This is a genomic window from Rhodococcus gannanensis (genome assembly GCF_042681175.1).
In the GTDB taxonomy this organism is placed as follows: domain Bacteria; phylum Actinomycetota; class Actinomycetes; order Mycobacteriales; family Mycobacteriaceae; genus Rhodococcus_G; species Rhodococcus_G gannanensis.
Window position 1 is genome coordinate 68,307 of sequence record NZ_JBHUFB010000009.1, and the last position, 24,929, is coordinate 93,235.

Below are 24,929 nucleotides of genomic sequence, written 5' to 3' on the forward strand. Positions count from 1 at the left end.
AGTTCGCGCTACCAGAAGTGCGCACAGGCCCGGCAGGGCCTGGCCGCCGTCCGGGACCACCCCTCCCGCAGCAGAACCGTCTCCACCTCCCGCGCGACAGCACACGCGTTGCTGCCGACCTCCTCCATGCCGTAGACGAGCCGCGGACGGTCCGCGAGCTCGGCGGCGTTGTCGCGGCGCCGATCCCGGAACTGGATCTCCCGCATGGAGTGCGCCCATCTGCCGTCCAACCGGACGATCAGGGGGACGCCATGGGCCGAGTAGTCGACGTCCTCGTACAGCGTCCGCCCGTCGACGATCACCGGGTGCTGCCGACCACCCTTCGGAAGACCGTGCGCCAATTCGACATCCATCGCGTAGTGGTACTCGAGCACCGACTGCACACCGTCCGCCAGCAGTCTCACCGCCGCATCCAACGCCTGGTGGTAACGCAACGGCGGACGTTCCTCGATTCGCCTGGCGACGTCCGCGAGGCGGATCCGCGCGTTGGTGACGGTTGTGATCAAGCTGACGTACGCCGCCCGCGGTGACGGTGACGCGACAGCAAGATCTACGACCGTGTCCGCCTTGGTCGTCCGCGGCATCGCGGTGTCCACCCCGATGTAGCGGTGTGCCCGCGAACGGTGCACGACCACGCCGGGGTGCAGAACCCGCCCCGGGGCCGGCACCGGGTGCGCCGTTCGTTGTGCCGGCAACAGCAGCGTCGGCCCCTGGTTTCGCGCCGACTTCCCGTACGGGACGGTGATGTGCACCGGACCGTCGTCCTGCGTCACCATCGACCACTCCTCCGCCGCGGTCCGGTGGCTCAGCATCGCGTGACCACCGCCGTCCGTACAGCAGTGCCGCAGCGAGAGTCATCTCCCGTGTGAGAGGACCGTTCGTGATCGCATACACGCCCTGCAGTACGCGCCGCCACTGCCCCGAGTCGAGCAGATTCCGCACCCGACCCCGCCCGTAACCGAATGCGGCGACCTGTCCCTGCGCGACGAGCCCGTGCTGCGCGTCCAGCAGCTGCTGCAGCGTTCCGCCCCTGTCTTTGGTCATGGGCGGATCGTGCCTCGCACCGCTGACCGGAAACCCGATCAGACGAAAGTTATCCACAGGACCTGTGCGCACTTTTGGTAGTCCGCGCTACCAAAAGTGCGCACAGGCGCGAAGCGCACAAAAGGCCCCTCCGCGCGGATTGCACGGAGGGGCCCTTCGGGCGTTACTACTTCTTCAGCGACGCAGGCGGGGTGAAGCGCTTGCCGTACTTGGCGGCGAGCTCCTCGGCGCGGGCCACGAAGGCCTCCTGGCCACCCGGGTAGCCGACGATGAACTGGTGCACGCCACCGGTCCAGGCCGGGAACCCGATACCGAAGATCGAGCCGATGTTGGCGTCGGCGGTCGACTCGAGAACACCCTCGTCGAAGCACTTCTGGGTCTCGATCGCCTCGGCGAACAGCATCCGGTCGATCAGATCCTGCAGCGGGACGTCGAGCGTCGCGACCGTCTTGTAGTGGTCACGCACGCCCTGCCAGACGGCGAGACGCTTGCCGTCCTCGTCGTACTCGTAGAAGCCGGCCTTCTCCAGGCGACCCGGACGCCCCTCGGCGACCATCCAGTCGATGACGTCGAGAGCCGGGTGACGCTCCGTGCCCAGCTTGGTGTCGCCGCGCTCGGCCGCCTCGGCGGTCTCCTTGGCGATCTTCTGCATGAGCTTCATGTTCAGCTCGTCGGTCAGCTGCAGCGGCGGAGCCGGGTAACCGGCCTGCGAGCCTGCCTGCTCGATGGTGGCGGGCTCGATGCCCTCACCGAGCATGGCGATCGCCTCGTTGACGAACGTGCCGATGACGCGCGAGGTGAAGAAGCCGCGGCTGTCGTTGACGACGATCGGGGTCTTCTTGATCGCGAGGGTGTAGTCGAACACCCGGGCCAGCGCCTCGTCGGACGTCTTCTCGCCCTTGATGATCTCCACCAGCGGCATCTTGTCGACAGGCGAGAAGAAGTGGATGCCGATGAAGTCCTCCTGGCGCTTCACACCGTCGGCGAGACCGGTGATCGGCAGGGTGGAGGTGTTGGAGCCGAGCAGCGCGTCGGGCTCGACGATGTCCTCGATCTCCTGGAACACCTTGTGCTTGAGCTCGGTGTTCTCGAAGACAGCTTCGATCACGAAGTCGACGCCCTTGAGGTCCGCGGGATCCGCGGTCGGGGTGATGCGGGCCAGCAGCGCCGCCGACTTCTCCTCGGTGGTCTTGCCACGGGAGAGAGCCTTGGCCTCGATCTTCTCCGAGTAGCCCTTGCCACGCTCGGCGGCCTCGAGGGAGACGTCCTTGAGGACGACCTCGTAGCCGGCCTTCGCGGACACGTACGCGATGCCCGCGCCCATCATGCCTGCGCCGAGGACACCGATCTTCTTGATGTCCTTCTTCGGGACGTCCTTCGGACGCGAGCCGCCACCGTTGATGGTCTGCAGGTCGAAGAAGAACGCCTGGATCATGTTCTTCGCGACCGGGCCGGTCAGCAGATGCACGAAGTAGCGCGACTCGATCAGCGACGCGTTGTCGATGTCGACCTGCGCACCCTCGACCGCGGCGGCCATGATGGCGCGCGGTGCGGGCATGTTCGCGCCCTTGAGCTGCTTGCGCAGGTTCGCCGGGAACGCGGGCAGGTTCGCCGCGATCGCGGGCGACGACGGGGCACCGCCGGGGATCTTGAAGCCCTTCTTGTCCCACGGCTGAACACCGGACTCGGGGTTCGCCTTGATCCACGCCTTCGCGGCGGGAACGAGCTCGTCGATGGACGCGACGACCTCGTCGATCAGGCCGATCTCCTTGGCCTTCGACGGGTTGTACCGCTGGCCCTGCAGCAGGACCTGCATCAGCGCGGTCTGCAGACCGAGCATGCGGACGGTGCGGATGACACCGCCGCCCGCGGGCAGCAGGCCGAGGGTGGCCTCCGGCAGACCGATCTGCACGCCACGGACGTCGGCGGCGATGCGGTGGTGGGTGGCCAGGGCGATCTCGAGGCCACCGCCGAGGGCGGCACCGTTGATGGCCGCGACGACAGGCTTGCCGAGCTGCTCCAGACGACGCAGCGCGCCCTTGATCTCGGCGAGCTGCGCCATCAGCGCCGGGCCGTCGTCCGGTCCGACCTGCATCATGTTCTTGAGGTCGCCGCCGGCGAAGAACGTCTTCTTCGCGGACGTGAGCACGACACCGGCGATGTCGTCCTTCTCCGCCTCGAGCCGCTCGATGGTCGCCGTCATGGACGCCTTGTACAGGTCGTTCATGGTGTTGGCGCCCTGGTTCGGATCGTCCATCGTCAGGGTGACGATGCCGTCCGCGTCCTTGTCCCAACCGATCATGTTGTCAGTCACTGCTCAAAGTCTCCTGTGAATCCGTATTGGGACGCGTCAGACGCGCTCGATGATGGTGGCCACGCCCATGCCGCCGCCGATGCACAGCGTCACCAGGGCACGCCGAGCGCCGCGACGCTCGAGCTCGTCGATCATCGTTCCGGTGATCATCGCGCCGGTCGCACCCAGCGGGTGGCCCATCGCGATGGCACCGCCGTTGACGTTGAGCTTCTCGTCCGGGATGTTCAGGTCCTTCTGGAACTTCAGCGCGACGGACGCGAAGGCCTCGTTGATCTCGAACAGGTCGATGTCGTCGACCGTGAGACCGGCCTGGGCGAGGACCTTGTGCGCAGCCGGGGTGGGACCGGTCAGCATGATCGTCGAGTCCGCGCCGGAGGTGGCGGTCGCGACGACGCGCGCACGCGGAGCCAGGCCCATGTCCTTGCCGGCCTGCTCGGTGCCGACGAGCACCAGCGCGGCGCCGTCGACGATGCCCGAGCTGTTGCCGCCGTGGTGGACGTGGTTGATCTTCTCCACGAAGTGGTACTTCTGCAGCGCCACCGCGTCGAAGCCGCCCATCGCGCCGATGCCGGCGAACGACGGCTGCAGCTTCGCGAGATCCTCCAGCGTGGTGCCGGGGCGGCGGTGCTCGTCCTGGTCGAGGACGGTGATGCCGTTGATGTCCTTCACCGGGACGACCGACTTGGCGAAGTAGCCGCCCTCCCACGCCTTGGCCGCGAGGTCCTGCGAGCGGACCGCGTACGCGTCGACGTCCTCGCGGGAGAAGCCCTCGATGGTGGCGATCAGGTCGGCGGAGATGCCCTGCGGGACCAGGTAGCTGTCGTAGTTGGTGGCGGGATCCTGCATCCACGCGCCGCCGTCCGAGCCCATCGGAACGCGGGACATCGACTCGACGCCACCGGCGATGACCAGCTCGTCCCAGCCGGAGCGGACCTTCTGCGCCGCCATGTTCACGGCCTCGAGGCCGGACGCGCAGAAACGGTTGATCTGCACGCCACCGACCGTGACCGGCAGGCCGGACGCGGACACCGCGGTGCGGGCGATGTCGGCACCCTGGTCGCCGACCGGGGAGACCACGCCGAGGATGATGTCGGAGATCCGGTCCTCGTCGAGGTCGGGGAACCGCACCCGAAGCTCGGCGATCAGGCCCGTCACCAGGTCGATCGGCTTCACCGAGTGGAGCGACCCGTTCTTCTTACCCTTGCCGCGTGGAGTTCGGATGGCTTCATAGATGAAGGCCTCTGTGGTCACGGTGTTCCTTCCTGTGCACGGCTGCGCCGCGTGCGAGCGGTTCATCATCGGATCCGGGCGCCGCACCGGTCACCACACGGCAACCGACTGCAGACACCCCCAGTCAAGTTAACCGTAGATCCGGTTTCGGAAGTCGGTCTAGGACCGAAGCGAGCGGGGACCGTGACCGTCCCGAGCAGCGCCAACCCCGCCGAGTACCCGAGCAGCACCCACCCCCGCCGCGCAGGACCACGTCAGCCGAGTCCCGCTTCCCGCGCCCGCACGATCGCCGCCGACCGGTCCGGCACACCGAGCTTCGTGAGGATGTTCGACGTGTGGTTGCGGACCGTCTTCGGGCTCAGGATCAGGCGGCGCGAGATGGTCGCGGTGTCGTGGCCTGCCGCGACGAGGTCGAGGATCTCCCGCTCCCGGTCCGTCAGCTCGGGAAACACCGCGGGCACCGCACCCCGCGGGGACGCGAGGAACCCCATCGCCCGCTCCGCGACCGCCGCGCCGAGGAACAGGTCACCGTGCGCGACCGCCCGCAGCGCCCGCTCCACCTCCTCCGGCCCCGCGCCCTTGACCAGGTAGCCGCGGGCACCGGCCCGCACCGACGCGAGCAGCGCGTCGTCGTCCTCGTGCATCGTGACCATCAGCACCCGCACGGCAGGCAGGCGCGCGAGCAGGTCGCGGGTAGCCTCCACCCCAGAGCCGTCGCCGAGTTCGATGTCCATCAGCACCACGTCGACGTCCCCGGTCACCGCGGTCGCGGCCTCCGCCGCGGAGCTGGCCTCCGCGACGACCTCGATCCCGTCGAGGGTGGACAGGAGCGCGACCATCCCCAGCCGGAACACGGGATGGTCGTCGACGACTGCAACGCGAATGTCGGTCATGATCCGGACAACGGTAGCCGGGCTGTCACGCGCGTGCCGCCAGGAGGCGGCGAGTCGATGACCAGAGTTCCGCCGAGTTCGCTCGCCCGCTCCCGCATCGACCGGGTCCCCACTCCCCCAGCGCCTCCCGCGGTGAAACCCACACCACTGTCGAGCACGACCACGGTCAGCTCCTGACTGGCAGATCCCGATGCAGCGCAGACGATGTCGACCCGGCACCCGTCGGCACCGCTGTGCCTGCGGGCGTTGGACACCGCCTCGACCGCGATGCCGTAGGCGGCCGCGCCCGCCGCGGCGTCGAGCGTCGCAGGAACATCCGCGCACACGTCGAGGACGAACCCGGCGCGGGCGTGCTGGGCGGCCAGCTCGTGCAGGGCGGCGGCAAGGCCCAACTCGTCGAGGATCGGGGGGAACAGCGTGCGCGACAGCGACCGCACCCCGTCCACCTGGTGGTCCAGTTGCTGTTGCAGCGAATCCAGCAGTCGCGCGGCGGCATCCGGATCGACGGCGAGCAGGTTCCGCACCCCCTGCAGACCGAGCCTGATACCGGCCAGTGAGGGCCCCAGCCCGTCGTGCAGCTCGCGTCGGATGACGCGACGCTCCTCCAGTCGCACGGTCGACAGGCGGTCCCGGGCGGCGTCGAGTTCGAGGGACGCCTGCGCGAGCGCGAGGCCCGTCGCGACGACGGACCCCAGCTCCGACAACGACTTCCGCGCCCGCGCATCGAGCGAGACGCCGGGTGGCGCGGTCGCGGCGATGACCCCGACCGGGGCGCCGCGGTGCACCAGGTCGACGGTGGTGGCCTCACCCGACGGAGCTCCGTACCGGGCGGCCGGTTCCGTCTCACCGGTGCGCCACACCGTCACCGACTCCAGCCGCAGTGCCGCGGCCACACCCGCGGCGAGTTCGGTGATCAGTTCCTCCGGCTCCTGCGCCGACGCGAACCGACCCCCGAGGTCGCGGACGGCGCGCGCCGGATCGGCGCCCGCACCGTAGACGAGGTCGTGGACCCGCCGCTGCAACCACGACCGCACCGGCACCACCGCGACGGCTACCGCCCCGGCCGCAACCGCTTGCGCGAGCACGGAATCCGACGACGGCAACAGTCGCGCCAGTGCCGTCGCGACCACCACGTAGAGCGCGATCAACCCGACCGTGAGCGTGCCGGCCAGGACGGCACGACTGACCGCGAGATCGAGCCCCCACATCCGCTGCCGCAGCACCGCGACCAGCATCGCGGCCGGGTAGAACGCCTGTACCGCGAGATGCACCAGCGGATTGATCATCCACAACGCCGGCCACGACTCCGGCAGCGCGAGCGGCAGGAACGACAGGGCCATCAGTGCCGTGCCGACGGCGAGCCAGCCGAGGCCGACCCGTTCGTCGACAGGCCCCGTCCGGTGACGACGCCACACGTCGGCCGCCGTGACCAGACCCAGTGCCGCGATCGGGACGACGAGCCACACCGTCGAGGTGTCCGTCCACGTCCGCGCGACGAGGAACCACACGGTGGTCGCGGTTCCCGTGACCACCCCGGTCCAGGCGACCGCGTCGAGCGGCTGGACCCGAATCAGCCACGGCACCACCAGGAACAAAGCGAGGGTCCCCGGGATCCACGCGGTGCCCTGCAACGGCTCGACCAGGGCCACCCCGGGCAGTCCGGGTCGAACAGCGGCCAACTGCGTGTACGCGTAACTGAAGGCGGCAAGGCCGATCCCGATCGCCCCCACCCCGAGGATGATCGGAACCGGATGGACCCGCCGGGCCAGCACGACACCCGCGACCGTTCCGTACACCGCGGCGCCGACGACGTCGACGAGGAAGAACAGCTGGTTCGAGTCCAGCGTCGGATCGGCCGCGAGGAAGACCACGACGGACGACACGGACAGCAGCCAAGCGGTGACGGCGAGCGCGACAGCGGGTAATGGCGCACCACCACCCACCGACCCCTCGAGTCGATCGCTCACCGTCACTCCCTCCTGCGGCTCCGCCGCCTGTGCGCGTTTCCGGTAGTCCCAACTACCGGAAACGCGCACAGGCCGGGAGCCAATTGTCGGTCAGGCCGTCTGCTTGCGCCCGGTGATCCACAGGCCCGTCGCACAGACGAGAACCCAGAACGGCCCCGTGAATCCGGCCATGTACTGCAACGGGGAGATGCCGAACAGCGCGGTCAGGCCGCCGAGGACGAGGCTCGTCCAGCCGAGCCACCGGGCCACCGAGCCGTGCCTCAGGGACGCCGCCGCCACCGCGAGCGCGCTGACCCCCGCCGCCGCCCACAGCCACGGGATCGTGCCGAACCAGTGACCCGCCACGACCGCGAACTCCGGGACGAGGTCGCTCCCCTCGGACAGCCCGAACACCAGCTCCGTGGTCAGTCCGGTCCCGATCAGGCAGACCGCGGAGGTCGCCACCAGACCACCGGCCGCGACCCCGGGCAGGATGCTGTCGCTCCCGAGCCGCTCCCTCAGCAGTCGGGCGAGGCCTGCCGCGAAGACCAGCAGCGCCAGCGCCGACACGGTCATCGCGATGTGTTCGACGAGGATGAACGTCCGCTGGTCGGTGAGGCGTGCGACGATCGCGCCCGGATCGCCCGCGGTGTCCTCGTCGTAGACGGCGCTGACACCGCTGCTGGCCTGGATCGCGACGACGCCTGCGAGGCCGGCGAGGATGCCTGTCGCCGCCCACGCGGCCGTCTTCTTCCCAGTGCCCGGGTCAGCGACGGAAACGTCCGCCGCGCTGGTGGTGGTCATCTGCGGTCTCCTTCACTGCCCGCCCCGGTGGCGGATGAAGGAAGAATGCGACGCCCGGTGTCCCGGTCACCAGGGGCCGATGACCCGACGAACCGGGAAGTTTCAGACGGGAGTGAGGACGAACTCGCACCAGCACTCGACGTCGTTGCCTGCGCCGCGGCGGACCGCAAGCGGACTCCGGCCGGACCGATCGATCGGCACCGAGATCGCCGGCAGCCCCGAGAGCGGGACGAGACGAACCTCGAGCGTCGCGTGGCCGGGAGCCGATACGGTCACCTCCACGTGCTCGGTCGCGGCGTCGGCATGGAGGTCGAAAGTGCCGTCCGTGGCTGTGTCCGTGAAGCCGACGGGTGCACCCTCCGCGACCGCGGCCTCCTCCGGGTACGACCAGTCGATGCGGGCGCCGTCGAGCGGCTGACCCGTACGGGAACGAACCATGCCGATCATCCGCAGTCGCTGCGCGGCGACGTCGGGCGCGACGTCCGGCACGAGGGTGAGTCTCGCCGGGCCCGGGAACTCGTCGTTCGAACACTCGTCGGTGAGTGGCGGCACTGGGCCTCCTCACCTGGGCGTCCCCCACCGGGCCCGGCGGGTTGACAGGAAAAACTACCGACTTCTCGGGTGTCTGGCGAGTCGCCACGCGCAGCACCGGTACGAATTGCGCACCGGGATTCTGAACACGAATTGCCCGACGGGCGCGCGAATCGAGCCGACGACACGCCCGAGATGCTTCAATTGAACTGGGCAAACCCGACAGCACGTGCCGGAGGTGACCGCGCCGATGACCGAGACCCGCCGCCGTCCCGCCAACGCGACCGTCGCCGACTGGGAAGTGGCGTCCCGTGTGCTCGCCTCCGGCTACTTCCCGCACACCATGACCCGAACCGCGCGCGACGCCGACGGCGCCGTGTTCAGCAGCCACACACTCGGCGGGATCCGCCTGGCCCGCATCGCGCTCGGCACCGACGTCACCGTGCGATCCGCCCATCCCGGCGGCTACGCCGTCAACATCCCGCTCACGGGTCGCCTGGTGTCGGTGACGCGCGGCACCGAGGTGACGTCGACGGTCGGACAGGCCACCGTCTGCCCACCGGACACCGACACTCACATCACCGAATGGCACCGCAACTGCGAGGTGCTCGGGGTCGCGTTCGACCGGCACGTGCTCGAACGCGAGGCGGCCCTGGTCCTCGCGCCCGGACAGCGCCTGCCGGCGCAGCTCGACCTCACCACCCCCGGTGGCGCGGCCTGGCTCCGCCTCGTCGAATCCCTCTCCGCCCAACTCGACGACAACCCCGGGCTGCTCACGAACCCGCTGGTCGGCGGCCATCTGGCGGCAGCACTCACCACCGCACTCGTCCTCGCGGCGGCACCCACCGCCGTCCCCGACGACCGGGCGGTGCGACCCCGGATCGTCACGCGCGTTCTCGACGCCCTGCACGCCGATCCCGGACGGGTGTGGACCGCCGGCGACATGGCGCAGTGCGCGGGCGTCGGGGTCAGGAGGCTGCAGGACGGTTTCCGGCAGCACGTCGGCCGCAGCCCCCGCGAATGCCTCCTCGAGATCCGGCTCGAACGTGCGCACCTCGATCTCCTCGACGCCGAGCCGTACGACACCGTCACCGACATCGCGCAGCGCTGGGGTTTCACCCATACCGGACGATTCGCCGCGGCCTACCGCGCCCGGTTCGGGACCTCCCCGTCGGCGGCGCGGCGTCGCTGACGCACAGCTCGAGGGCCTGTCGAGCGAGGTCGCGAGCCTCCGGAATCCCGACACTTCGATCGGCGTACAAAACTCGGACGACCGTCCTACAGTGACCCGTGACACACAGTCACAGACAGGGGCGCGGCGATGCGGTACGGGGAGAACACGGTCTGGCACTGGGATGTGAGCGCGCGGGCTCGCGTCGTCGACGCGGTCGCCCGGACCGTCGTCAAACCCGTGTTCTCCGCGTGGCCGTCGTCCGACGTCGCGCTGCGCGTCCTCGCCGAGGTCAACACCCTCGCCGGGATGCTGCCCGCTCCCCCGAACACGCAGGTCGCGCGCACCACGCTCGGCGGCGTCCGGTGCGATCGCATCACGCACGCCCGCCGTGCGACCGACGAACTCGACGGCGCCACCATCCTCTACCTGCACGGCGGTGGATTCGTGTTCTGCGGGACCGGCACCCACCGCACCTTGTGCGCGCTGCTGTCCGCGCGGTCCGGCGCGCCCGTGTACTCGGTCGACTACCGGCAGGTGCCGGTCGGTGGCATCGGCACCTCCATCGCGGATGCCATGTCCGCATACCGCGCTCTACTCGACACCTGCGTCGACCCGACCAAGATCATCGTGGCCGGGGACTCCGCCGGTGGCTACCTGGCGATGAAGGTCGCCGAGATCGCCGCCCTCCAGGGCCTCCCTCGGCCCGCCGCCGTACTCGGCTACTCGCCGCTGCTCAACCTGCACCTCGACCGCCACGACCCGCAGTTCATGCGACGCGACGCGTTCCTGCCGATGAACCAGGTCGCCGCGCTGAAGGAGCGGTGGCTCGACGGCCCCGACGACATCGTCGGCGTCCACAACCCCGTCGACGCCGACCCCAGCCTGCTACCGCCCGTGTTCCTCACGTCCGCCGAGCACGAACTGATGCGACCGGACGTCGAGTTGCTCACCGCGCGACTGGAGAAGGCCGGCCGCCACGTCGAGACCCACCTGTGGACCGGACAGATCCACGCGTTCCCCGTCCTCGGCGCATTCCTGCGGGAGGCCCGCGAACTCGTCTCCCTCAGCGTCGATTTCGCGCGGCGCAGCGTCGGCGAACAGGTGCGCCGCACCGCCTGAGGCATTCCGGAAACGCTGCCGCCCGGTGTGCTCACCCCTCGATCGGCTTGGCTCCGAGCATGTCCGCGAGGAGTTCGAGTGCGACCTCGTCGGGATCGCGGCGCACGGACGGATCCGCGGGCTCCGCGGCCTCCGCCATCATCTCCTCTTCGTCCTCGGGGGTCACCGAATCGGGAGTGGGCGGGTCGTAGTCCAGGGGCCCCGGATCGTGCGGGTAGTCCGGCTCGTCCGGCGGCGGAATGTCGTCGACGGGCGCCTGGGCCGCAGGGTCGGGGCGCGAGGCCGGGGCCTGCCGAGGCACCGCCTGAGCCTGGCTGGGTCGCGAGAACCTCGGCGTGGAAGCAGGTTTCGCCTGCTGTGGCCGTGGAGCTGCCTTCGGCGGCGCCGCGTCCTCGGCGGAGCCCACCTGGCAGTCGACCGACCAGTCGACACCGAACACCTCGTGCAGGGCCTGCCGGATGACGTCGGCGTTGCGCGGCTCGGTGAGCCGCTTGGCGAGCGGAGCCGACGCATGCACCAGCACGATCCGACCGTCCCCGACCGCGCGCACCGACGCGCCGGACAGCATGACCTCGACCGTGCGACTGCGATCGCGGACCTTCGCCCGCACCTCCGACCACGCCGCCCGCACCGCGGCGGCATCAGGACCGGCCGACACCGGAGCCGCAGGCTCCGGTGTCGCAGCCGGCTCGACCACAGCAGTGTCCTCGACAGCGGGAACGGTCTGCGGCACAACGTCTTCGGATACAGTCGCGTCGACCGCGGCGGGCTCCTCCACCGCGGGTTCCGGAGTCGAGGCGACGACCGGCTGCGGGGCAGCGGGTTCGGCCGCCGGAACCTCCGGCGCGGGCGCCTCGACTGCGTCGGGAGTAACCGCAGGTTCGGGCACGACATCGGGTTCGGGTGATGCCGTCGGCGCAGCCTCGACCGCCACGGCAGGCTCGGCCGACACGACCACCGACGCAGTGTCGGGCAGCGAGGGTTCGGGCGAAGCGGCCTGCATCGGATCCGGCGCACCCACGGGTGCGGGCGGCGCCGCGGCCGCGGACTCGACCGGGGCGGGTTCGGCCGGCGCTGCCACCCCAGGTTCGGGCGGTACCGCCGACGCAGGCTGCTCGACGTGCGCCGTCTCCGCCTGTTTGCGCTGGGACGGCCGCTGGAACCGCGGCGGCGGACCGTCCGCAGGCGCTGCGGACACGGCAGGCTGCGCGATCCCCGTGGACGCCGCGGCAGGTGCACCCGAGGCAACGACGCCGCCCTTCTCCAGTCGTTCGAGGCGCTGCAGCACCGCCGACTCCGCGTCGGACGCGGCCGGAAGCAGCATGCGGGCGCAGATCACCTCGAGCAGCAGACGCGGCGCCGTCGCGCCCCGCATCTCCCCGAGGCCGGCGTGCAGCAGCTCCGCATAGCGGGCGAGGGTGGCCGGACCGATCCGCTCCGACTCCTCCCGCATCCGCTCGAGGACGTCCCCCGGGGCGTCGACGAGGCCGCGGTCGCCCGCATCGGGCACCGCCCGCATCAGGATGAGGTCGCGGATCCGCTCGAGCAGGTCCACGGCGAACCGCCGCGGGTCGTGACCGGCGTCCATCACCTTGTCGACGGTGCCGAACAGCGACGCGCCGTCACCGGCGGCCAGCGCGTCCACGGCCTCGTCGATCAGCGCGACGTCGGTGACGCCGAGCAGCGAGAGGGCACGCGGGTACGTGACGCCCTCGTCACCCGCACCGGCGAGGAGCTGGTCGAGGACACTGAGCGAGTCGCGGGGCGAGCCGCCGCCGGCCCGGATCACCAGCGGATACACCGCGTCCTGGACCGCGACGTGCTCCTGCGCGCAGATCTTCTCGAGCAGGCCGCGCATCGTGTTGGGTGCGAGGAGCCGGAACGGATAGTGGTGGGTGCGCGAACGGATCGTCGGCAGCACCTTCTCCGGCTCGGTCGTCGCGAACACGAAGATCAGGTGCTCCGGCGGCTCCTCCACGATCTTGAGCAGGGCGTTGAAGCCCTGCGTCGTGACCATGTGCGCCTCGTCCACGATGAAGATCCGGTAGCGGGACTCCGCCGGCGCATAGAAGGCCCGGTCCCGCAGCTCACGGGTGTCGTCGACGCCGCCGTGGCTCGCGGCGTCGAGTTCGATCACGTCGAGGTTGCCCGGGCCGCCCGGCCCGAGTGCGACACAGGAGTGACACGTCCCGCACGGCGTCGAGGTGGGTCCCTGCACACAGTTGAGCGACCGGGCGAGGATGCGAGCGGAGGACGTCTTGCCGCAGCCCCGGGGTCCGGAGAACAGATACGCATGGTTGATGCGTCCCGCGTCGAGAGCGGTGCTCAGCGGCTCGGTGACGTGCTCCTGCCCGACCACCTCCGCGAAGGTCGCCGGTCGGTATTTCCGGTAGAGGGCCACGCCGTGAGGGTACCGCCGAGCCCCGACATCGACGTGCTCGACGGGCACCCGCCCCACCGGCCGAAGGGCACCTTCCACCGTCAGATCACATGAAGGCCGCCTTCACCCCGAACTACCGCGGACTCCTCACCCGGCCGAAGGCCACCGTCACCTCTCTGGACCGCGCAAGGCCACCTCCACCCGGGACGACGGCGCACTCCCCGTACGACTCGGGGGCGCTTTCGGGGACCGGAAGGGACAAGCCGGACATTCGGTGTGAGCAATGCGAAACACAGATGCAACACCTTGGAAGCCGTGAGGAAACTCCGACGGCGAATATTCGCCTGCGGCGCGCGACACAGTCGACAGAAGGGCACACACGTGAACGCGATCGACACCGGCGACACCGCCTGGTTGCTGGCGAGTACCGCACTGGTCCTTTTGATGACCCCCGGCCTGGCGCTGTTCTACGGCGGCATGGTCCGGTCCAAGGGCGTCCTCAACATGATCATGATGAGTTTCGTCGCGATCGCGCTGGTCACGGTCGTCTGGCTCGTCGTCGGCTACACCCTCGTCTTCGGCGACGACATCGGCGGCGGCCTGCTCGGCAACCTCGAACACATCGGCATGGCGGGCATCGGACCCGACACCGTGCACGGCACCGTTCCCGAGCTGCTCTTCGCCACCTTCCAGCTGACGTTCGCGATCCTCACAGCGGCCTTGATCAGCGGTGCGATCGCCGACCGCGCCAAGTTCTCGTCGTGGATGGTGTTCGTCCCCGTGTGGACCCTGATCGTGTACGTACCGGTGGCGCACTGGGTGTGGGGTCCGGACGGCTGGATCGCCGCCTTCGGTGCCCTCGACTACGCGGGCGGCCTCGTCGTCGAGATCGTCTCCGGCGCGTCCGGCCTGGCTCTCGCCCTGGTGCTCGGCAAGCGGATCGGGTTCGGCAGCGAGCCGATGCGCCCGCACAACCTGCCGCTCGTCCTCCTCGGCGTCGGACTGCTGTGGTTCGGCTGGTTCGGGTTCAACGCCGGATCAGCGCTCGGCGCCAACGGCACCGCCGCCGCCGTGTTCGTCAACACCCTCGTCGCCGGCTGCACCGGCATGCTCGGCTGGATGGTCGTCGAGCAGCGCCGCGACGGCCACCCGACCACCTTCGGCGCCGCGTCCGGCGTCGTCGCGGGCCTCGTCGCGATCACCCCGTCCTGCGGCTGGGTCACCGTCCTCGGTGCCGCAGTGGTCGGTCTGCTCGCCGGCGTCGTCTGTTCCTTTGCGGTCGGCTGGAAGTTCCGATTCGGGTACGACGATTCCCTCGACGTCGTCGGCGTCCACCTCGTCGGCGGCATCGTCGGCACCCTCGCGATCGGACTACTCGCCGCAGAGGTCATGACCAACGGCGCCGAAGGCCTGCTGTACGGCGGCGGCCTCACCCAGTTCGGCAAGCAGGCACTGTGCGTCCTGGTGGTCGGTGCCTACGCCTTCGGTGTCACCTACGGACTCGGCAAGCTGATCGACCGGACCGTCGGGTTCCGCGTCACCGCGGACGAGGAGTCTGGCGGCATCGACCTCGCACTGCACGCCGAATCCGCGTACGAGCACGCCGTGCTAGCCCACGGCAACCCCGGGTCGCCCGGCCTGTTCGGCGGCCACACCGGCCTGTTCCCGCCGCACCGGGCCGAGGACAGGCGCCGTCCCGACGCGAAGGACGACGACGCCTCCGCACCCGACCAGTCCTGACGAACCGGTAGCTGGACAACCGTCCGCTATCATCCGCGAGGGTTCGGCACCGAACCCCCCGCAGCCCTCGCAGCCAGGACCCGACGATGACCAGCACGCTCACCGCCGTTCCACCGCTCCCCGACGACGCCACGCCGACGCCACCCGAACAGGCGGTCGTGGCACGGCGATTCAGCGGACTGCACCCGGTCGGGCTCGCCGTCGCCCTCCTTTTCTTCGTGGGGTCGATGACACCGTCGCTCCTGCCCCGAGCCTGGTTCCTGCAGGGCGTCGCGACCGGCATCAGCGTCGCCATCGGATACGGAATCGGGTGCGGCGCAGCCTGGGTGGTCCGCCGATGCGGTGTGTCACCGAACTACTCGGCGCGCACCCGACGGATCGGCTGGTGGACGCTGGGGGCCGTCACCGCGGTGACGGTCCCGCTGTTCCTGGTGCTCGGGTCGTGGTGGCAGCAGATCGTCCGCGACCTCGCAGGCGTCGAGCGCGCCAACCGCGCCAACTACGTCCTGATCCTGCTGCTGTCGGTGGTGGTGGCGGTGATCCTGCTCGCCGCGTCCCGCGGCATCCGTCGCGGCACCCGTGCCCTCACACGGGTCGGATCGCGGTACGTCCCGGCCCCCTTCGCCCGACTCGTGGCTGTCGCCGTCGTGGTCGCCATTGGAATCTTCGCCGTCAACGGCTTGGTCTACCGAGGGCTGATCGGCCTCGCCAACCAGTCCGCGGCGGCCGCTGACCACGGCACCGCGGACGGCGTCGAGCAGCCGCAGGCCCCGGAGCGGTCCGGGTCGCCCGCGTCCATGGAGTCGTGGGACAGCCTCGGCAAGGAAGGCCGAACGTTCGTCGCAGGCGGCCCGACCGCCGAACAGATCACCGGCGTCACCGGACGTCCCGCTCGGACCCCCATCCGCGTGTACGCGGGCCGTGCCGCGGCCGAGAACGTCGACGAGGCAGCCGAACTCGTCGTCGCCGAGCTCGAACGCACGGGTGCCTTCGAGCGGTCCGTGATCGCCGTCGCGACCACCACAGGCCGAGGCTGGGTCAACTCGCGGGTCGCGTCCTCGCTCGAGTACACCACCGGGGGCGACTCCGCGATCGCCGCGATGCAGTACTCCTTCCTGCCGAGCCCGCTGTCGTTCATCGCCGACCGCGAAACCCCACCCCAGGCCGGGCGGGCACTCTTCGAGGCCGTCGAGCGCGCGGTCGACGAGCGCCCGGAGGAATCGCGTCCGAAACTGGTCACGTTCGGGGAGAGCCTCGGATCGTTCGGCGGCCAGGGCGCTTTCAGCGGGGCCCAGGACATGCTCGCCCGGACCGACGGCGCGCTGTGGGTCGGCACACCCAATTTCAGCCCGCAGTGGTCGTACCTCACCGACCACCGCGATGCGGGTTCGTACGAGCGACTGCCCGTGATCGACGGCGGCGAGAGCGTGCGGTTCGCGGCGTCCGCAGCCGACCTCGACATGGGGGGCGCGCCGTGGGGTGATCCACGAATCATCTACTGGCAGCACGCCTCCGACCCGATCACCTGGTGGTCCTTCGACCTGCTGCTGAACAAGCCAGACTGGCTTCGCGAGCCGCTCGGCGACGACGTCGATCCCGGCATGCGCTGGATGCCGTTCGTGACGTTCTGGCAGGTCACCCTGGACATGGTGTTCTCTGCCGACGTCCCGGCCGGGCACGGGCACACGTTCGGCGCCGACGCCGCCGACATGTGGGCCGCCATTCTGCAGCCCGAAGGCTGGACGGCCGAGGACACGGCGCGGGTACACGCGGTCTTCACCGACTGACACCACCTTCTCGAGATGGCGTCCGGGGCAATCCCCGGACGTCATCTCGCGAGAGGCACCCGTTCGACCTGTCTGCGACAGCCCGAACAATTCGGACATACAGCCGAAATAATCTAGATACAAAGCGTAGGTAACTTTCTGTCGCTGAACATCGACGGCGACAGAGAGGCACTCCACCATGGATCAGTTCGGTTCCCGCGCAGCGGAAGTACTGAACAGCGGACTGGGACGGCGAGGCTTCATGCGTGCCGTGATGGCGGTCGGCACCGGAGTTGGCGTGGCCGGTGTGACCGGATGCTCGCACGCCGCCGCGCAGGGGTCGTCGTCGCTGCCGCCGAGTGGTCCACTGCCGATCCTCCAACCCGGTGCAGGCACCATCACCGGCGACCACTACCTCGGATCCGACCCCGCCGATGTCCTGTGGGGTTACGTTCCGACGGTCCACAGCGCGCCGGTGACGTCCATGCGGTCGGGAGAAACCGTCACCATCGATGCCGTGTCCCACGAGGGCATCCTCGAGGACCAGGGCCGCGATCCCGTCGAGTACTTCGGCGGCAAGGGCGTCGAACGGTCCGCGATCCTCGACGACGCGATCGCGATCGCGGCCGAATACTCCCGCACACCACGCAACTTCGACAAGGACGGGCCGCACGTCGTGACGGGGCCGGTGTTCGTCGAGGGTGCGCAACCGGGAGACGTACTCAAGATCGAAACCCTCGAGGCCGTGCCCCGCGTCCCCTACGGCGTCGTGTCGAGCAGGCACGGCAAAGGGTCGCTCGCGGTCACCGCGGACGGATCCGCCCCCGCCGGCATCGGCCTCGACGAGGTCATGCCGCCGATCGGCACCGACGGCCGCGGCACCAAGGATCCGATGAAGTACGGGAACGTCTCGACCTTCACCGCGATCGAGGACGGCAAGGGCGTCATGCCGTTCGGCGCAGGCAAGGTCCGATTCCCGTTGCGGCCCTTCATGGGAATGATGGGGGTCGCCTTCTCCACCGACACCGACCCCACCGCCGCAAGCGCCAACTCCATCCCCCCCACGCTCGGCGGCGGCAACATCGACATCCGACTCCTCGGGCAGGGCTCGGCCCTGTACCTTCCGGTGTTCGCGGAGGGCGCGCTGTTCTACGTCGGTGACCCGCACATGAGCATGGGTGACGGCGAAGCCGCGCTGACGGCGATGGAGGGATCGTTGCGGGGAACGTTCCGGCTGACCGTGTGCAAGAAGGGTTCCGGCGACGCACCGTCCGTCGCGTACTCGTACCCGTTCGGCGAGACCGCGGAGTCGTGGATTCCGATCGGCCTCTCCGATCCTGACGGATCGGTCGGCGGCCAGAACAGCGACCTGAACGCGGCCATGCGCCGCGCGGTCGTCAACGCCCTGGACTTCCTCGAACACGACAAGGGCATGGACCGGGCCACCGCATACGCCTACCTGTCGGCGGCCGCGGACTTCACCGTCTCCCAGGTCGTCGACCGCACCGTCGGCGTCCACGGCCAGATCTTCAAGGAGCACTTCGAATAGGCGCTTCGCGCCTGTGCGTGGATTTGGTAGTTCTGGCTACCAAATCCACGCACAGGTGGTCACGCCTTCGCGGCCTTCGCCGCCGCCTTGGCGGCCTTCTTGAACTCACGGACCTCCGCGAGCGTCTGGTCGTCGACGACGTCCGCGATGGACCGCCGCGACCCGTCCTCCCCGTAGGCACCCGCCGCGTCGCGCCAGCCGGGTACCTCCACGCCGATCTGCTTGCCGAGCAGCGCGAGGAAGATCCGCGCCTTCTGATCCCCGTACCCGGGCAGCGCCTTGAGCCGCTTGAGCACTTCCTTGCCGTTCGGGTCGCCTTCCGTCCAGACGGCGGTGGTGTCGCCGTCGTAGTGTTCGACGACGAACCGGCACAGGTCCTGGACGCGCTTACCCATCGAGCCGGGAAACCGGTGTACCGCCGGAGGGGTCGCGCAGATCGCGAGGAAGGCGTCCTCGTCCATCTCCGCGATCGTGTGGACGTCGAGGCCGCCGTCGAGCCGTTCGTCGAGCTTGCGCGGACCGGCGAACGCCACCTCCATTGGTATCTGCTGGTCGAGCAACATTCCGATCAGCAGTGCGAGAGGAGTCGACGCGAGCAGTGCGTCGGCGTCTGCGTCGCCGGCGAGGTGCAGCGTGAGGGACATGATCTCGATTCTCGCACCGGCTGCCCCTGCAGGAGACCCGAGGCGTCGTACGAGAAGCCCGACACGTCACCGGCGAACGCCGGGAACCATCTGCGCCGACCCCTCGTTGTCAGTCGGTACAGCGTACGGAAAAGGGGAGCGCATGACGACACCGCACGACGAATTCGACCGGCAACTCCAGGTCCTGACCGACCTCGGCTATCCGGAGCTCACCGGACAGAGCCCGGCCGACTTCACGGCCGCACTGCAGCCGCTGCGAGCACTGGTCACCGACGAGTCCACCGAACGGGGCGAGGACCACATCCCGTTCGTGATCGTCGTCGCGCGGACCGCCACCGGGGCACCCGTCGACGCCCACCTCGCGATGAGCCGCACCACTCTCGGCACCCACCAGGGCTTCTCCGACCTCGACGCCGAGGACCTCGCACGATTCCGGCCCGTCGAATCGGTGACGATCCCCGGCGGCGTCGGCTATCTCCTGCAGGACGTCGACACCGGCAGCGACTACCTGAACGTCACTCCCGCGGACGCGTCGACGTCACTCGCCGCGAAGGGACGCACGGGCCTGACAGTCGAGGAGGGAATCGCCCTGCTCACCGCCCGACCCGACATGCTGCGGAAGAACAAGTGCTTCTCGCTGCTCGCGTCCCGATGCGGCGACAAGCGCGTTCCCGCGCTCTGGATCAGTCAGCGCAGACCGAAGCTCGGCTGGTGCTGGAACGGCAACCCGCACACCTGGCTCGGGTCCGCCTCGGCCGGCGCCCGCGTCGGGATCTGAACCGCATACCACCCCTGACATGAACGGAACCGTTCAGTCGATCCGATCCGACTGAACGGTTCCGTTCATGCGTGTACGTGAGGCGAGGTCAGGCGTCGTCGAGTGCCTTCTCGGTCGCGGCGAGCAGCACGCAGGTCGCGACACCGTCCATCGCCGTCTCCAGGTCCGCGAGGGACGGGAAGCTCGGCGCGAGCCGGATGTTCGTGTCGTCCGGGTCGGTCGCGTACGGGAACGCGGATCCCGCGGCCGTCAGCGCGATACCGGCATCCTTCGCCAGCGCGATGACCCGCTTCGCGGTGCCCGGCACGACGTCGAGGCTGATGAAGTAGCCGCCCTTGGGCTCCGTCCACGACGCGACCTTCGACGCGCCCAGGCGATCCTCGAGGATCCGCAGCACCGCCGCGAACTTCGGTGCCAGGATCTCGCGATGCTTCGCCATGTGGGCGCGGACGCCGTCGGCGTCACCGAAGAAACGCAGGTGACGAAGCTGGTTGACCTTGTCCGGGCCGATGCTCTTCTTGCCGAGGTGCGTCTGGTACCAGGCCAGGTTCGCGTCGGAGGCGCCGAGGAAGCTGACCCCGGCACCGGCGAACGTGATCTTCGACGTGGACGCGAACACGTACGGACGGTTCGGGTGACCCGCCGCGGCCGCCATGCCGAGCACGTCGTGCGCGGGCGCGAACTCCTCGGTCAGCGGGTGCACCGCGTACGCGTTGTCCCAGAAGAGACGGAAGTCGGGGGCCGCGGCCGGCATCGACACCAGCGCACGGACGACCTCCTCCGAGTACACGGCACCCGTCGGGTTCGAGTAGGTGGGCACGATCCACATGCCCTTGATCTGCGGATCCTCCGCGACCAGGCGGGCGACGAGGTCGACGTCCGGGCCATCAGGACGGATCTGGATCGGGATCATCTCGATGCCAAGCGACTCGGTGATCGCGAAGTGCCTGTCGTAACCCGGTGCGGGGCACAGGAACTTGACCTTCTCCTCACGAACCCACGGGAGCGGCGAGTCGACGTTGCCGTGCAGCAGGGAGAAGACGACGTGGTCGTGCATGATCTCGAGGCTCGCGTTGTTTCCCGCGAGCAGGTTCGAGACCGGGATGCCCAGCAGTTCCCCGAAGATCGCGCGCAGCTCGGGCAGACCCGTCAGTCCGCCGTAGTTGCGGACGTCGGTGCCGTTGCCGTCACGGTGGTCGCCCTCACCGGGCAGCGCCAGCAGCGCCTCGGACAGGTCGAGCTGCTCGGGTGCAGGCTTGCCGCGAGTGAGGTCGAGGACCAGCTTCTCCGCCTTGAGCTGCGAGTACTTCTCGGACTGCCGTTCGTGCTCGGAACGGAGTTCCTCGTGGCTCATCAACCCAATCTGGGTTTGGGTAGGCATCCAGGGAGACCTTTCACACCGAAGCTGCGAGCGCGGGGGCTGCGAAAAATAAAGGGGACCCCGCGCACCCGGCAGAGCCCATTGACCCTTGCTGCCTTCCGGCCCTGGGGGAGTTCACAGGATGCGCGCCGCGCGGGATCCACGGACGAGTGTAGCCATGCCAGCGGAAAGCGCCACAATCGGGCGGGTCACCTCCCGTTTTCGTGGTTCGAAGGGTGAGCCGGTATGCTCCTCCACGGAGGATTCGCCTAGTGGCCTATGGCGCTCGCCTGGAACGCGGGTTGGGTTAACGCCCTCAGGGGTTCAAATCCCCTATCCTCCGCCACACGACGGCCCCCGATCTTCGGATCGGGGGCCGTCGTTCGTTCACCGGTCGGCGTTCGTTGCCAGGCCCGATCCGTTCGGAATGGCGCGTTTCTTCAAGCCGCGGCCCCACGCCGGCGCGACGATGGAGGCATGACCGAGACAGCCGAGCTCTACCGCCGACTCGCCGCGAACCTGACCGGCACCGTCGCCGCCGTGCCCACCGACCGGTGGGACGACCCGTCGCCGTGCGAAGGCTGGACCGCCCGCGACGTGTTGCGGCACGTCATCGACGTCCAGTCGTTCCCACTTACCCCCGTCGGGGTGAGCCTCTCCCCGGCGCCGAGCGTCGACGACGACCCGCTGGCCGCGTGGACGGCGACCCACGAGGAGGTGCAGGCAGTCCTCGACGATCCGGCACGGGCCGAACTGGAGTACGACGGCGCCCTCGGGCGCACCACGGTCGCGGCGATCTTCGGCGCGTTCATCGCCTTCGACCTCGCGATCCACCGGTGGGACATCGCGCACGCCACCGGCGTCGACGAGACGATCCCGGCCGAGGACCTGGCGCTGGCGGCGGCGCTCGCCGAGCGGATGGGCGACCGGATCCGAACGCCGGGCGTGTGCGGTCCTGCGGTCGAGGTTCCCGCCGACGCCGACGAGCAGACACGGGTACTCGCCATGCTGGGCAGGCGTGCCTGACCGTCCGGGCACCTCTCTAGGCTGGACGCCATGGATGACGGCGGCGCGGGACGATTCGCGCCGAGCCCGTCCGGCGACCTCCACCTCGGCAACCTCCGCACCGCGCTGCTGGCCTGGCTGTTCGCCCGCTCCACCGGCCGCGACTTCCTGATGCGTGTCGAAGACCTCGACCGGGTGCGGCCCGGCGCCGAGGAACGGCAGCTCGCCGACCTCGCCGCCATCGGCCTCGACTGGGACAGCGACGTCGTGCGGCAGTCGGAGCGGCTCCCCCGCTACGCCGCGGCACTCGACACCCTCGTCGCGGCGGGCCTGACGTACGAGTGCTTCTGCACGAGAAGGGAAATCCAGCAGGCCGCGACGGCGCCGCACGGACCGGACGGCCACTACCCGGGCACCTGCCGGAACCTGACGGCCGCGCAGCGTCAGGCCAAGCGGGACTCCGGGCGGCCACCCGCGATCCGGCTACGCGCGGACGTCACCGACTTCACCGTCGACGACCTCCTGCACGGCAGGTACACCGGCCTCGTCGACGACGTGGTGCTGCGCCGCGGCGACGGCGTCCCCGCCTACAACCTCGCCGTCGTCGTCGACGACGCCGCGCAGGGCGTCGACCAGGTCGTGCGCGGCGACGACCTGCTCGGATCCGCGCCACGGCAGGCCTACCTGGCGTCGCTGCTCGGGCTGCCCGCGCCCGTCTACGCACACGTGCCCCTCGCGCTGAACGGGGCGGGTGCGCGGCTGGCGAAACGCGACGGCGCCGTCACCCTCGCGGACCAGGCCGCGCTCGGGCTCGGACCGGACGCGGTGCGGGGAGTGCTCGCGGCGTCGCTCGGAATGGCCGGGCCGGGCGAGGTCCCGTCGACCGACGACCTCCTCGACCGGTTCGACCCCGGCTCGCTGCCGCGGACACCCTGGGTGTTCACTCCGGACGAACCGGCGTAGCCGACGCGACACGCGGGCGGCGGCTCGCCATGCATCGCGGCGACTGTCGTCGTACTGTCGTGCCAGCAAACGACCCTCTCCACGACCTGTGCAGGTCGAGTTCAGGTACGGCCTGCGCGCGACGACGGGACACGCGACGTGAGCGAGAACCCCCCGGGAAGCCCCGATCCGAACAACCCGCAGCAGCCGCCGAACCAGGGCTATCCGCCGCCCCCGGGCTACGGGCAACCACCGAACCAGGGCCAGCCGAACTACGGCATGCCCGGCGGATACCCACCGCCTCCCGGCTACGGTGCGCAGCCGCCCGGAGGGTACCCGCCACCACCCCCGACCAGCGGATACGGTGATCCCATCCACGGCGCCCCCGGGTTCGGTGGTCCCGGCGGCACGCCCCAGCTGACCGTGGGTGACGCCCTGCGCTACGCCTGGACGAAGTACAAGGAGAACGCGGGCGTCTGGATCGGGATCACCGTCATCGTCTTCCTCATCCAGCTCGTCATCAGCTGGGTGTTCGGCCTCAACGACTCGTATCAGACATCGGATTTCGGCGACTACTTCGGCGTGTGGCGGATCATCGGGACGATCGTCACCGTCATCGTCAGCTACCTGATCAGCGCGGCCCTCGTCCGGGGCGCACTGCACGAGGCGGACGGCAACAAGCCGAACATCGGCTCGTTCTTCCAGTTCACAAACGTCGGAGCGATCATCCTGGCCAGCCTCCTGGTCGGCATCATGATCACCATCGGCCTGATTCTGTTCATCATCCCGGGCATCATCGTCGCGTTCCTGACCTGGTGGACACTGCAGTTCGTGATCGACCGGGACGAGGACGCCGTCACGGCGATCAAGTCGAGCTTCTCGGCGATCTCGGAACACGTCGGGCCACTCGTTCTGCTCGCCCTCGCCCTGCTCGGGTTGAACATCGTCGGCACCCTGCTCTGCTTCGTCGGACTGTTGGTGACCTACCCCCTGTCCTACATCGCCGCCACCTACGCCTACCGCGTGGCGACCGGGGGCCGGGTCTCCGCCTGACCGAACAGGGCCGAACAGGCGGGTGTGTCCGAATCCACACCCGCCTGTTCGGTGTGTGCGGACACCATCGGCTCGACTTCGTCCGTAGGGTGCCCCCGGCGACCACCGTGGTCGCCGCGACAACAGGGGAGCACCATGACCACCGGAGGACCTACCGACCAGCCCGGGCAGCCGTACGGGCAGGAAGGGCACCACATCCCGCCTCAGCAGCCCGGCTACCCGACGCCGCCGCCCGCGTACGGCGCCGCTCCCGGCTATGGCGCACCGACCTACAGCGGCTTTCCGCCCGCACCCCCGACTCCGCCCACCAACCCGCAGGCCCAGGCCAGCGGGTTCTTCCAGGCGCTGTTCGACTTCAACTTCAACAGCTACGTGACGCCCAAGGTCGTCAAGGTGCTGTACATCCTGCTCACCGTGCTGGTGTCGCTGTACGTGCTGATCGCCGTCGTCGCGGGCTTCGGGTCCGGCGAGCCCGTCATGGGGCTGGTCCTGCTGATCACGGCACCGGTCATCGGGCTGATCCTGCTTGCGTTGTTCCGCATCAGCCTGGAGTTCTACGTCGCCGTCATCAAGATCTCCGAGGACGTCAAGGAGCTCAAGGCCCGGCCCTGACCGACCTCGAACGTCGGGGGCGAACCCTCCTCGGGTTCGCGCCCG

The 24,929-nt window shown here is 69.6% G+C and carries 19 protein-coding genes, 1 tRNA gene, 1 other RNA gene and 1 pseudogene; 11 read left to right on the top strand and 11 right to left on the bottom strand.

The genetic code is table 11. From position 1 onward, the window contains the following. Nucleotides 1-8 precede the first annotated feature (8 nt). The 7 genes and pseudogenes from ACFSJG_RS07075 to ACFSJG_RS07105 all read right to left on the bottom strand — a co-directional run bounded on the left by ACFSJG_RS07075 (nucleotide 9) and on the right by ACFSJG_RS07105 (nucleotide 8,783). Nucleotides 9-1,044: pseudogene (locus ACFSJG_RS07075) on the bottom strand (type IV toxin-antitoxin system AbiEi family antitoxin domain-containing protein). Between the two features lie 166 nt (nucleotides 1,045-1,210). After that, a complete protein-coding gene (locus tag ACFSJG_RS07080; RefSeq protein ID WP_378485241.1) occupies nucleotides 1,211-3,346 on the bottom strand; it encodes a 3-hydroxyacyl-CoA dehydrogenase NAD-binding domain-containing protein in 2,136 nt (711 codons plus the stop codon). 48 nt (nucleotides 3,347-3,394) lie between these two features. After that, entirely contained in the window at nucleotides 3,395-4,609 is a 1,215-nt protein-coding gene (locus tag ACFSJG_RS07085; RefSeq protein WP_378484506.1) for an acetyl-CoA C-acetyltransferase, read from the bottom strand. 233 nt (nucleotides 4,610-4,842) lie between these two features. Further along, nucleotides 4,843-5,481, bottom strand: a complete 639-nt coding sequence (locus ACFSJG_RS07090) for a response regulator (RefSeq protein ID WP_378484507.1) — start codon at nucleotides 5,479-5,481, stop codon at nucleotides 4,843-4,845. Next, nucleotides 5,478-7,448 carry a sensor histidine kinase gene (locus ACFSJG_RS07095; protein WP_378484508.1) on the bottom strand — a complete coding sequence of 657 codons (1,971 nt, stop codon included), beginning with the start codon at nucleotides 7,446-7,448 and terminating at the stop codon, nucleotides 5,478-5,480. Before ACFSJG_RS07095 ends, ACFSJG_RS07090 begins: the two co-directional genes overlap by 4 nt. Nucleotides 7,449-7,538: 90 nt before the next feature. Beyond that, nucleotides 7,539-8,231: a hypothetical protein gene (locus ACFSJG_RS07100; protein ID WP_378484509.1), complete on the bottom strand. Its 693-nt coding sequence runs from the start codon at nucleotides 8,229-8,231 to the stop codon at nucleotides 7,539-7,541. 102 nt (nucleotides 8,232-8,333) lie between these two features. Continuing rightward, nucleotides 8,334-8,783: a carboxypeptidase-like regulatory domain-containing protein gene (locus ACFSJG_RS07105; RefSeq protein ID WP_378484510.1), complete on the bottom strand. Its 450-nt coding sequence runs from the start codon at nucleotides 8,781-8,783 to the stop codon at nucleotides 8,334-8,336. Between the two features lie 229 nt (nucleotides 8,784-9,012). On the opposite strand from ACFSJG_RS07105, the gene ACFSJG_RS07110 reads away from it, so the two are divergent. Next, entirely contained in the window at nucleotides 9,013-9,954 is a 942-nt protein-coding gene (locus tag ACFSJG_RS07110) for an AraC family transcriptional regulator (protein ID WP_378484511.1), read from the top strand. A 129-nt stretch (nucleotides 9,955-10,083) separates the two neighbouring features. Next, nucleotides 10,084-11,055 carry an alpha/beta hydrolase gene (locus ACFSJG_RS07115; protein ID WP_378484512.1) on the top strand — a complete coding sequence of 324 codons (972 nt, stop codon included), beginning with the start codon at nucleotides 10,084-10,086 and terminating at the stop codon, nucleotides 11,053-11,055. 31 nt (nucleotides 11,056-11,086) lie between these two features. On the opposite strand, the gene ACFSJG_RS07120 is transcribed toward ACFSJG_RS07115, so the two are convergent. Further along, nucleotides 11,087-13,456 (bottom strand): DNA polymerase III subunit gamma and tau, encoded by a 2,370-nt coding sequence (locus tag ACFSJG_RS07120; RefSeq protein WP_378484513.1) that lies wholly within the window; start codon nucleotides 13,454-13,456, stop codon nucleotides 11,087-11,089. Between the two features lie 360 nt (nucleotides 13,457-13,816). On the opposite strand from ACFSJG_RS07120, the gene ACFSJG_RS07125 reads away from it, so the two are divergent. From ACFSJG_RS07125 to ACFSJG_RS07135, 3 genes are all read left to right on the top strand, one after another. Beyond that, complete coding sequence (locus tag ACFSJG_RS07125) at nucleotides 13,817-15,175, top strand: ammonium transporter (protein WP_378484514.1); 1,359 nt, start codon at nucleotides 13,817-13,819, stop codon at nucleotides 15,173-15,175. Between the two features lie 86 nt (nucleotides 15,176-15,261). Next, complete coding sequence (locus ACFSJG_RS07130) at nucleotides 15,262-16,962, top strand: alpha/beta hydrolase (protein WP_378484515.1); 1,701 nt, start codon at nucleotides 15,262-15,264, stop codon at nucleotides 16,960-16,962. 178 nt (nucleotides 16,963-17,140) lie between these two features. Further along, nucleotides 17,141-18,490 carry an acetamidase/formamidase family protein gene (locus ACFSJG_RS07135; RefSeq protein ID WP_378484516.1) on the top strand — a complete coding sequence of 450 codons (1,350 nt, stop codon included), beginning with the start codon at nucleotides 17,141-17,143 and terminating at the stop codon, nucleotides 18,488-18,490. Between the two features lie 59 nt (nucleotides 18,491-18,549). Here the strand turns inward: ACFSJG_RS07135 and ACFSJG_RS07140 are convergent, their stop codons facing one another. Further along, the gene (locus tag ACFSJG_RS07140) at nucleotides 18,550-19,134 is read right to left on the bottom strand and encodes an HhH-GPD-type base excision DNA repair protein (RefSeq protein ID WP_378484517.1); all 585 of its coding nucleotides are present in this window, start codon (nucleotides 19,132-19,134) and stop codon (nucleotides 18,550-18,552) included. 142 nt (nucleotides 19,135-19,276) lie between these two features. Here ACFSJG_RS07140 and ACFSJG_RS07145 point away from each other — a divergent pair, with 142 nt between their 5' ends. Beyond that, entirely contained in the window at nucleotides 19,277-19,912 is a 636-nt protein-coding gene (locus ACFSJG_RS07145; protein WP_378484518.1) for a DUF5701 family protein, read from the top strand. Nucleotides 19,913-20,000: 88 nt separating this feature from the next. Here ACFSJG_RS07145 and ACFSJG_RS07150 read toward each other — a convergent pair whose 3' ends face one another. Together ACFSJG_RS07150 and ffs are read right to left on the bottom strand one after the other, a co-directional pair. After that, on the bottom strand, nucleotides 20,001-21,293 hold the full coding sequence (locus ACFSJG_RS07150; RefSeq protein ID WP_378484519.1) for an aspartate aminotransferase type Ic: 1,293 nt from the start codon (nucleotides 21,291-21,293) through the stop codon (nucleotides 20,001-20,003). A gap of 49 nt (nucleotides 21,294-21,342) precedes the next feature. Next, an RNA gene (ffs, locus tag ACFSJG_RS07155) (signal recognition particle sRNA small type) lies at nucleotides 21,343-21,437 on the bottom strand. Nucleotides 21,438-21,530: 93 nt separating this feature from the next. On the opposite strand from ffs, the gene ACFSJG_RS07160 reads away from it, so the two are divergent. The 5 genes from ACFSJG_RS07160 to ACFSJG_RS07180 all read left to right on the top strand — a co-directional run bounded on the left by ACFSJG_RS07160 (nucleotide 21,531) and on the right by ACFSJG_RS07180 (nucleotide 24,884). Continuing rightward, nucleotides 21,531-21,618 (top strand) — tRNA-Ser (locus ACFSJG_RS07160). 131 nt (nucleotides 21,619-21,749) lie between these two features. Further along, on the top strand, nucleotides 21,750-22,298 hold the full coding sequence (locus tag ACFSJG_RS07165; RefSeq protein WP_378484520.1) for a TIGR03086 family metal-binding protein: 549 nt from the start codon (nucleotides 21,750-21,752) through the stop codon (nucleotides 22,296-22,298). 30 nt (nucleotides 22,299-22,328) lie between these two features. Next, complete coding sequence (gene gluQRS / locus ACFSJG_RS07170) at nucleotides 22,329-23,240, top strand: tRNA glutamyl-Q(34) synthetase GluQRS (protein ID WP_378484521.1); 912 nt, start codon at nucleotides 22,329-22,331, stop codon at nucleotides 23,238-23,240. Nucleotides 23,241-23,378: 138 nt separating this feature from the next. Then, a complete protein-coding gene (locus tag ACFSJG_RS07175; RefSeq protein WP_378484522.1) occupies nucleotides 23,379-24,272 on the top strand; it encodes a DUF2189 domain-containing protein in 894 nt (297 codons plus the stop codon). A 135-nt stretch (nucleotides 24,273-24,407) separates the two neighbouring features. Further along, entirely contained in the window at nucleotides 24,408-24,884 is a 477-nt protein-coding gene (locus ACFSJG_RS07180; RefSeq protein WP_378484523.1) for a DUF4282 domain-containing protein, read from the top strand. The last annotated feature ends 45 nt before the right edge of the window (nucleotides 24,885-24,929 follow it).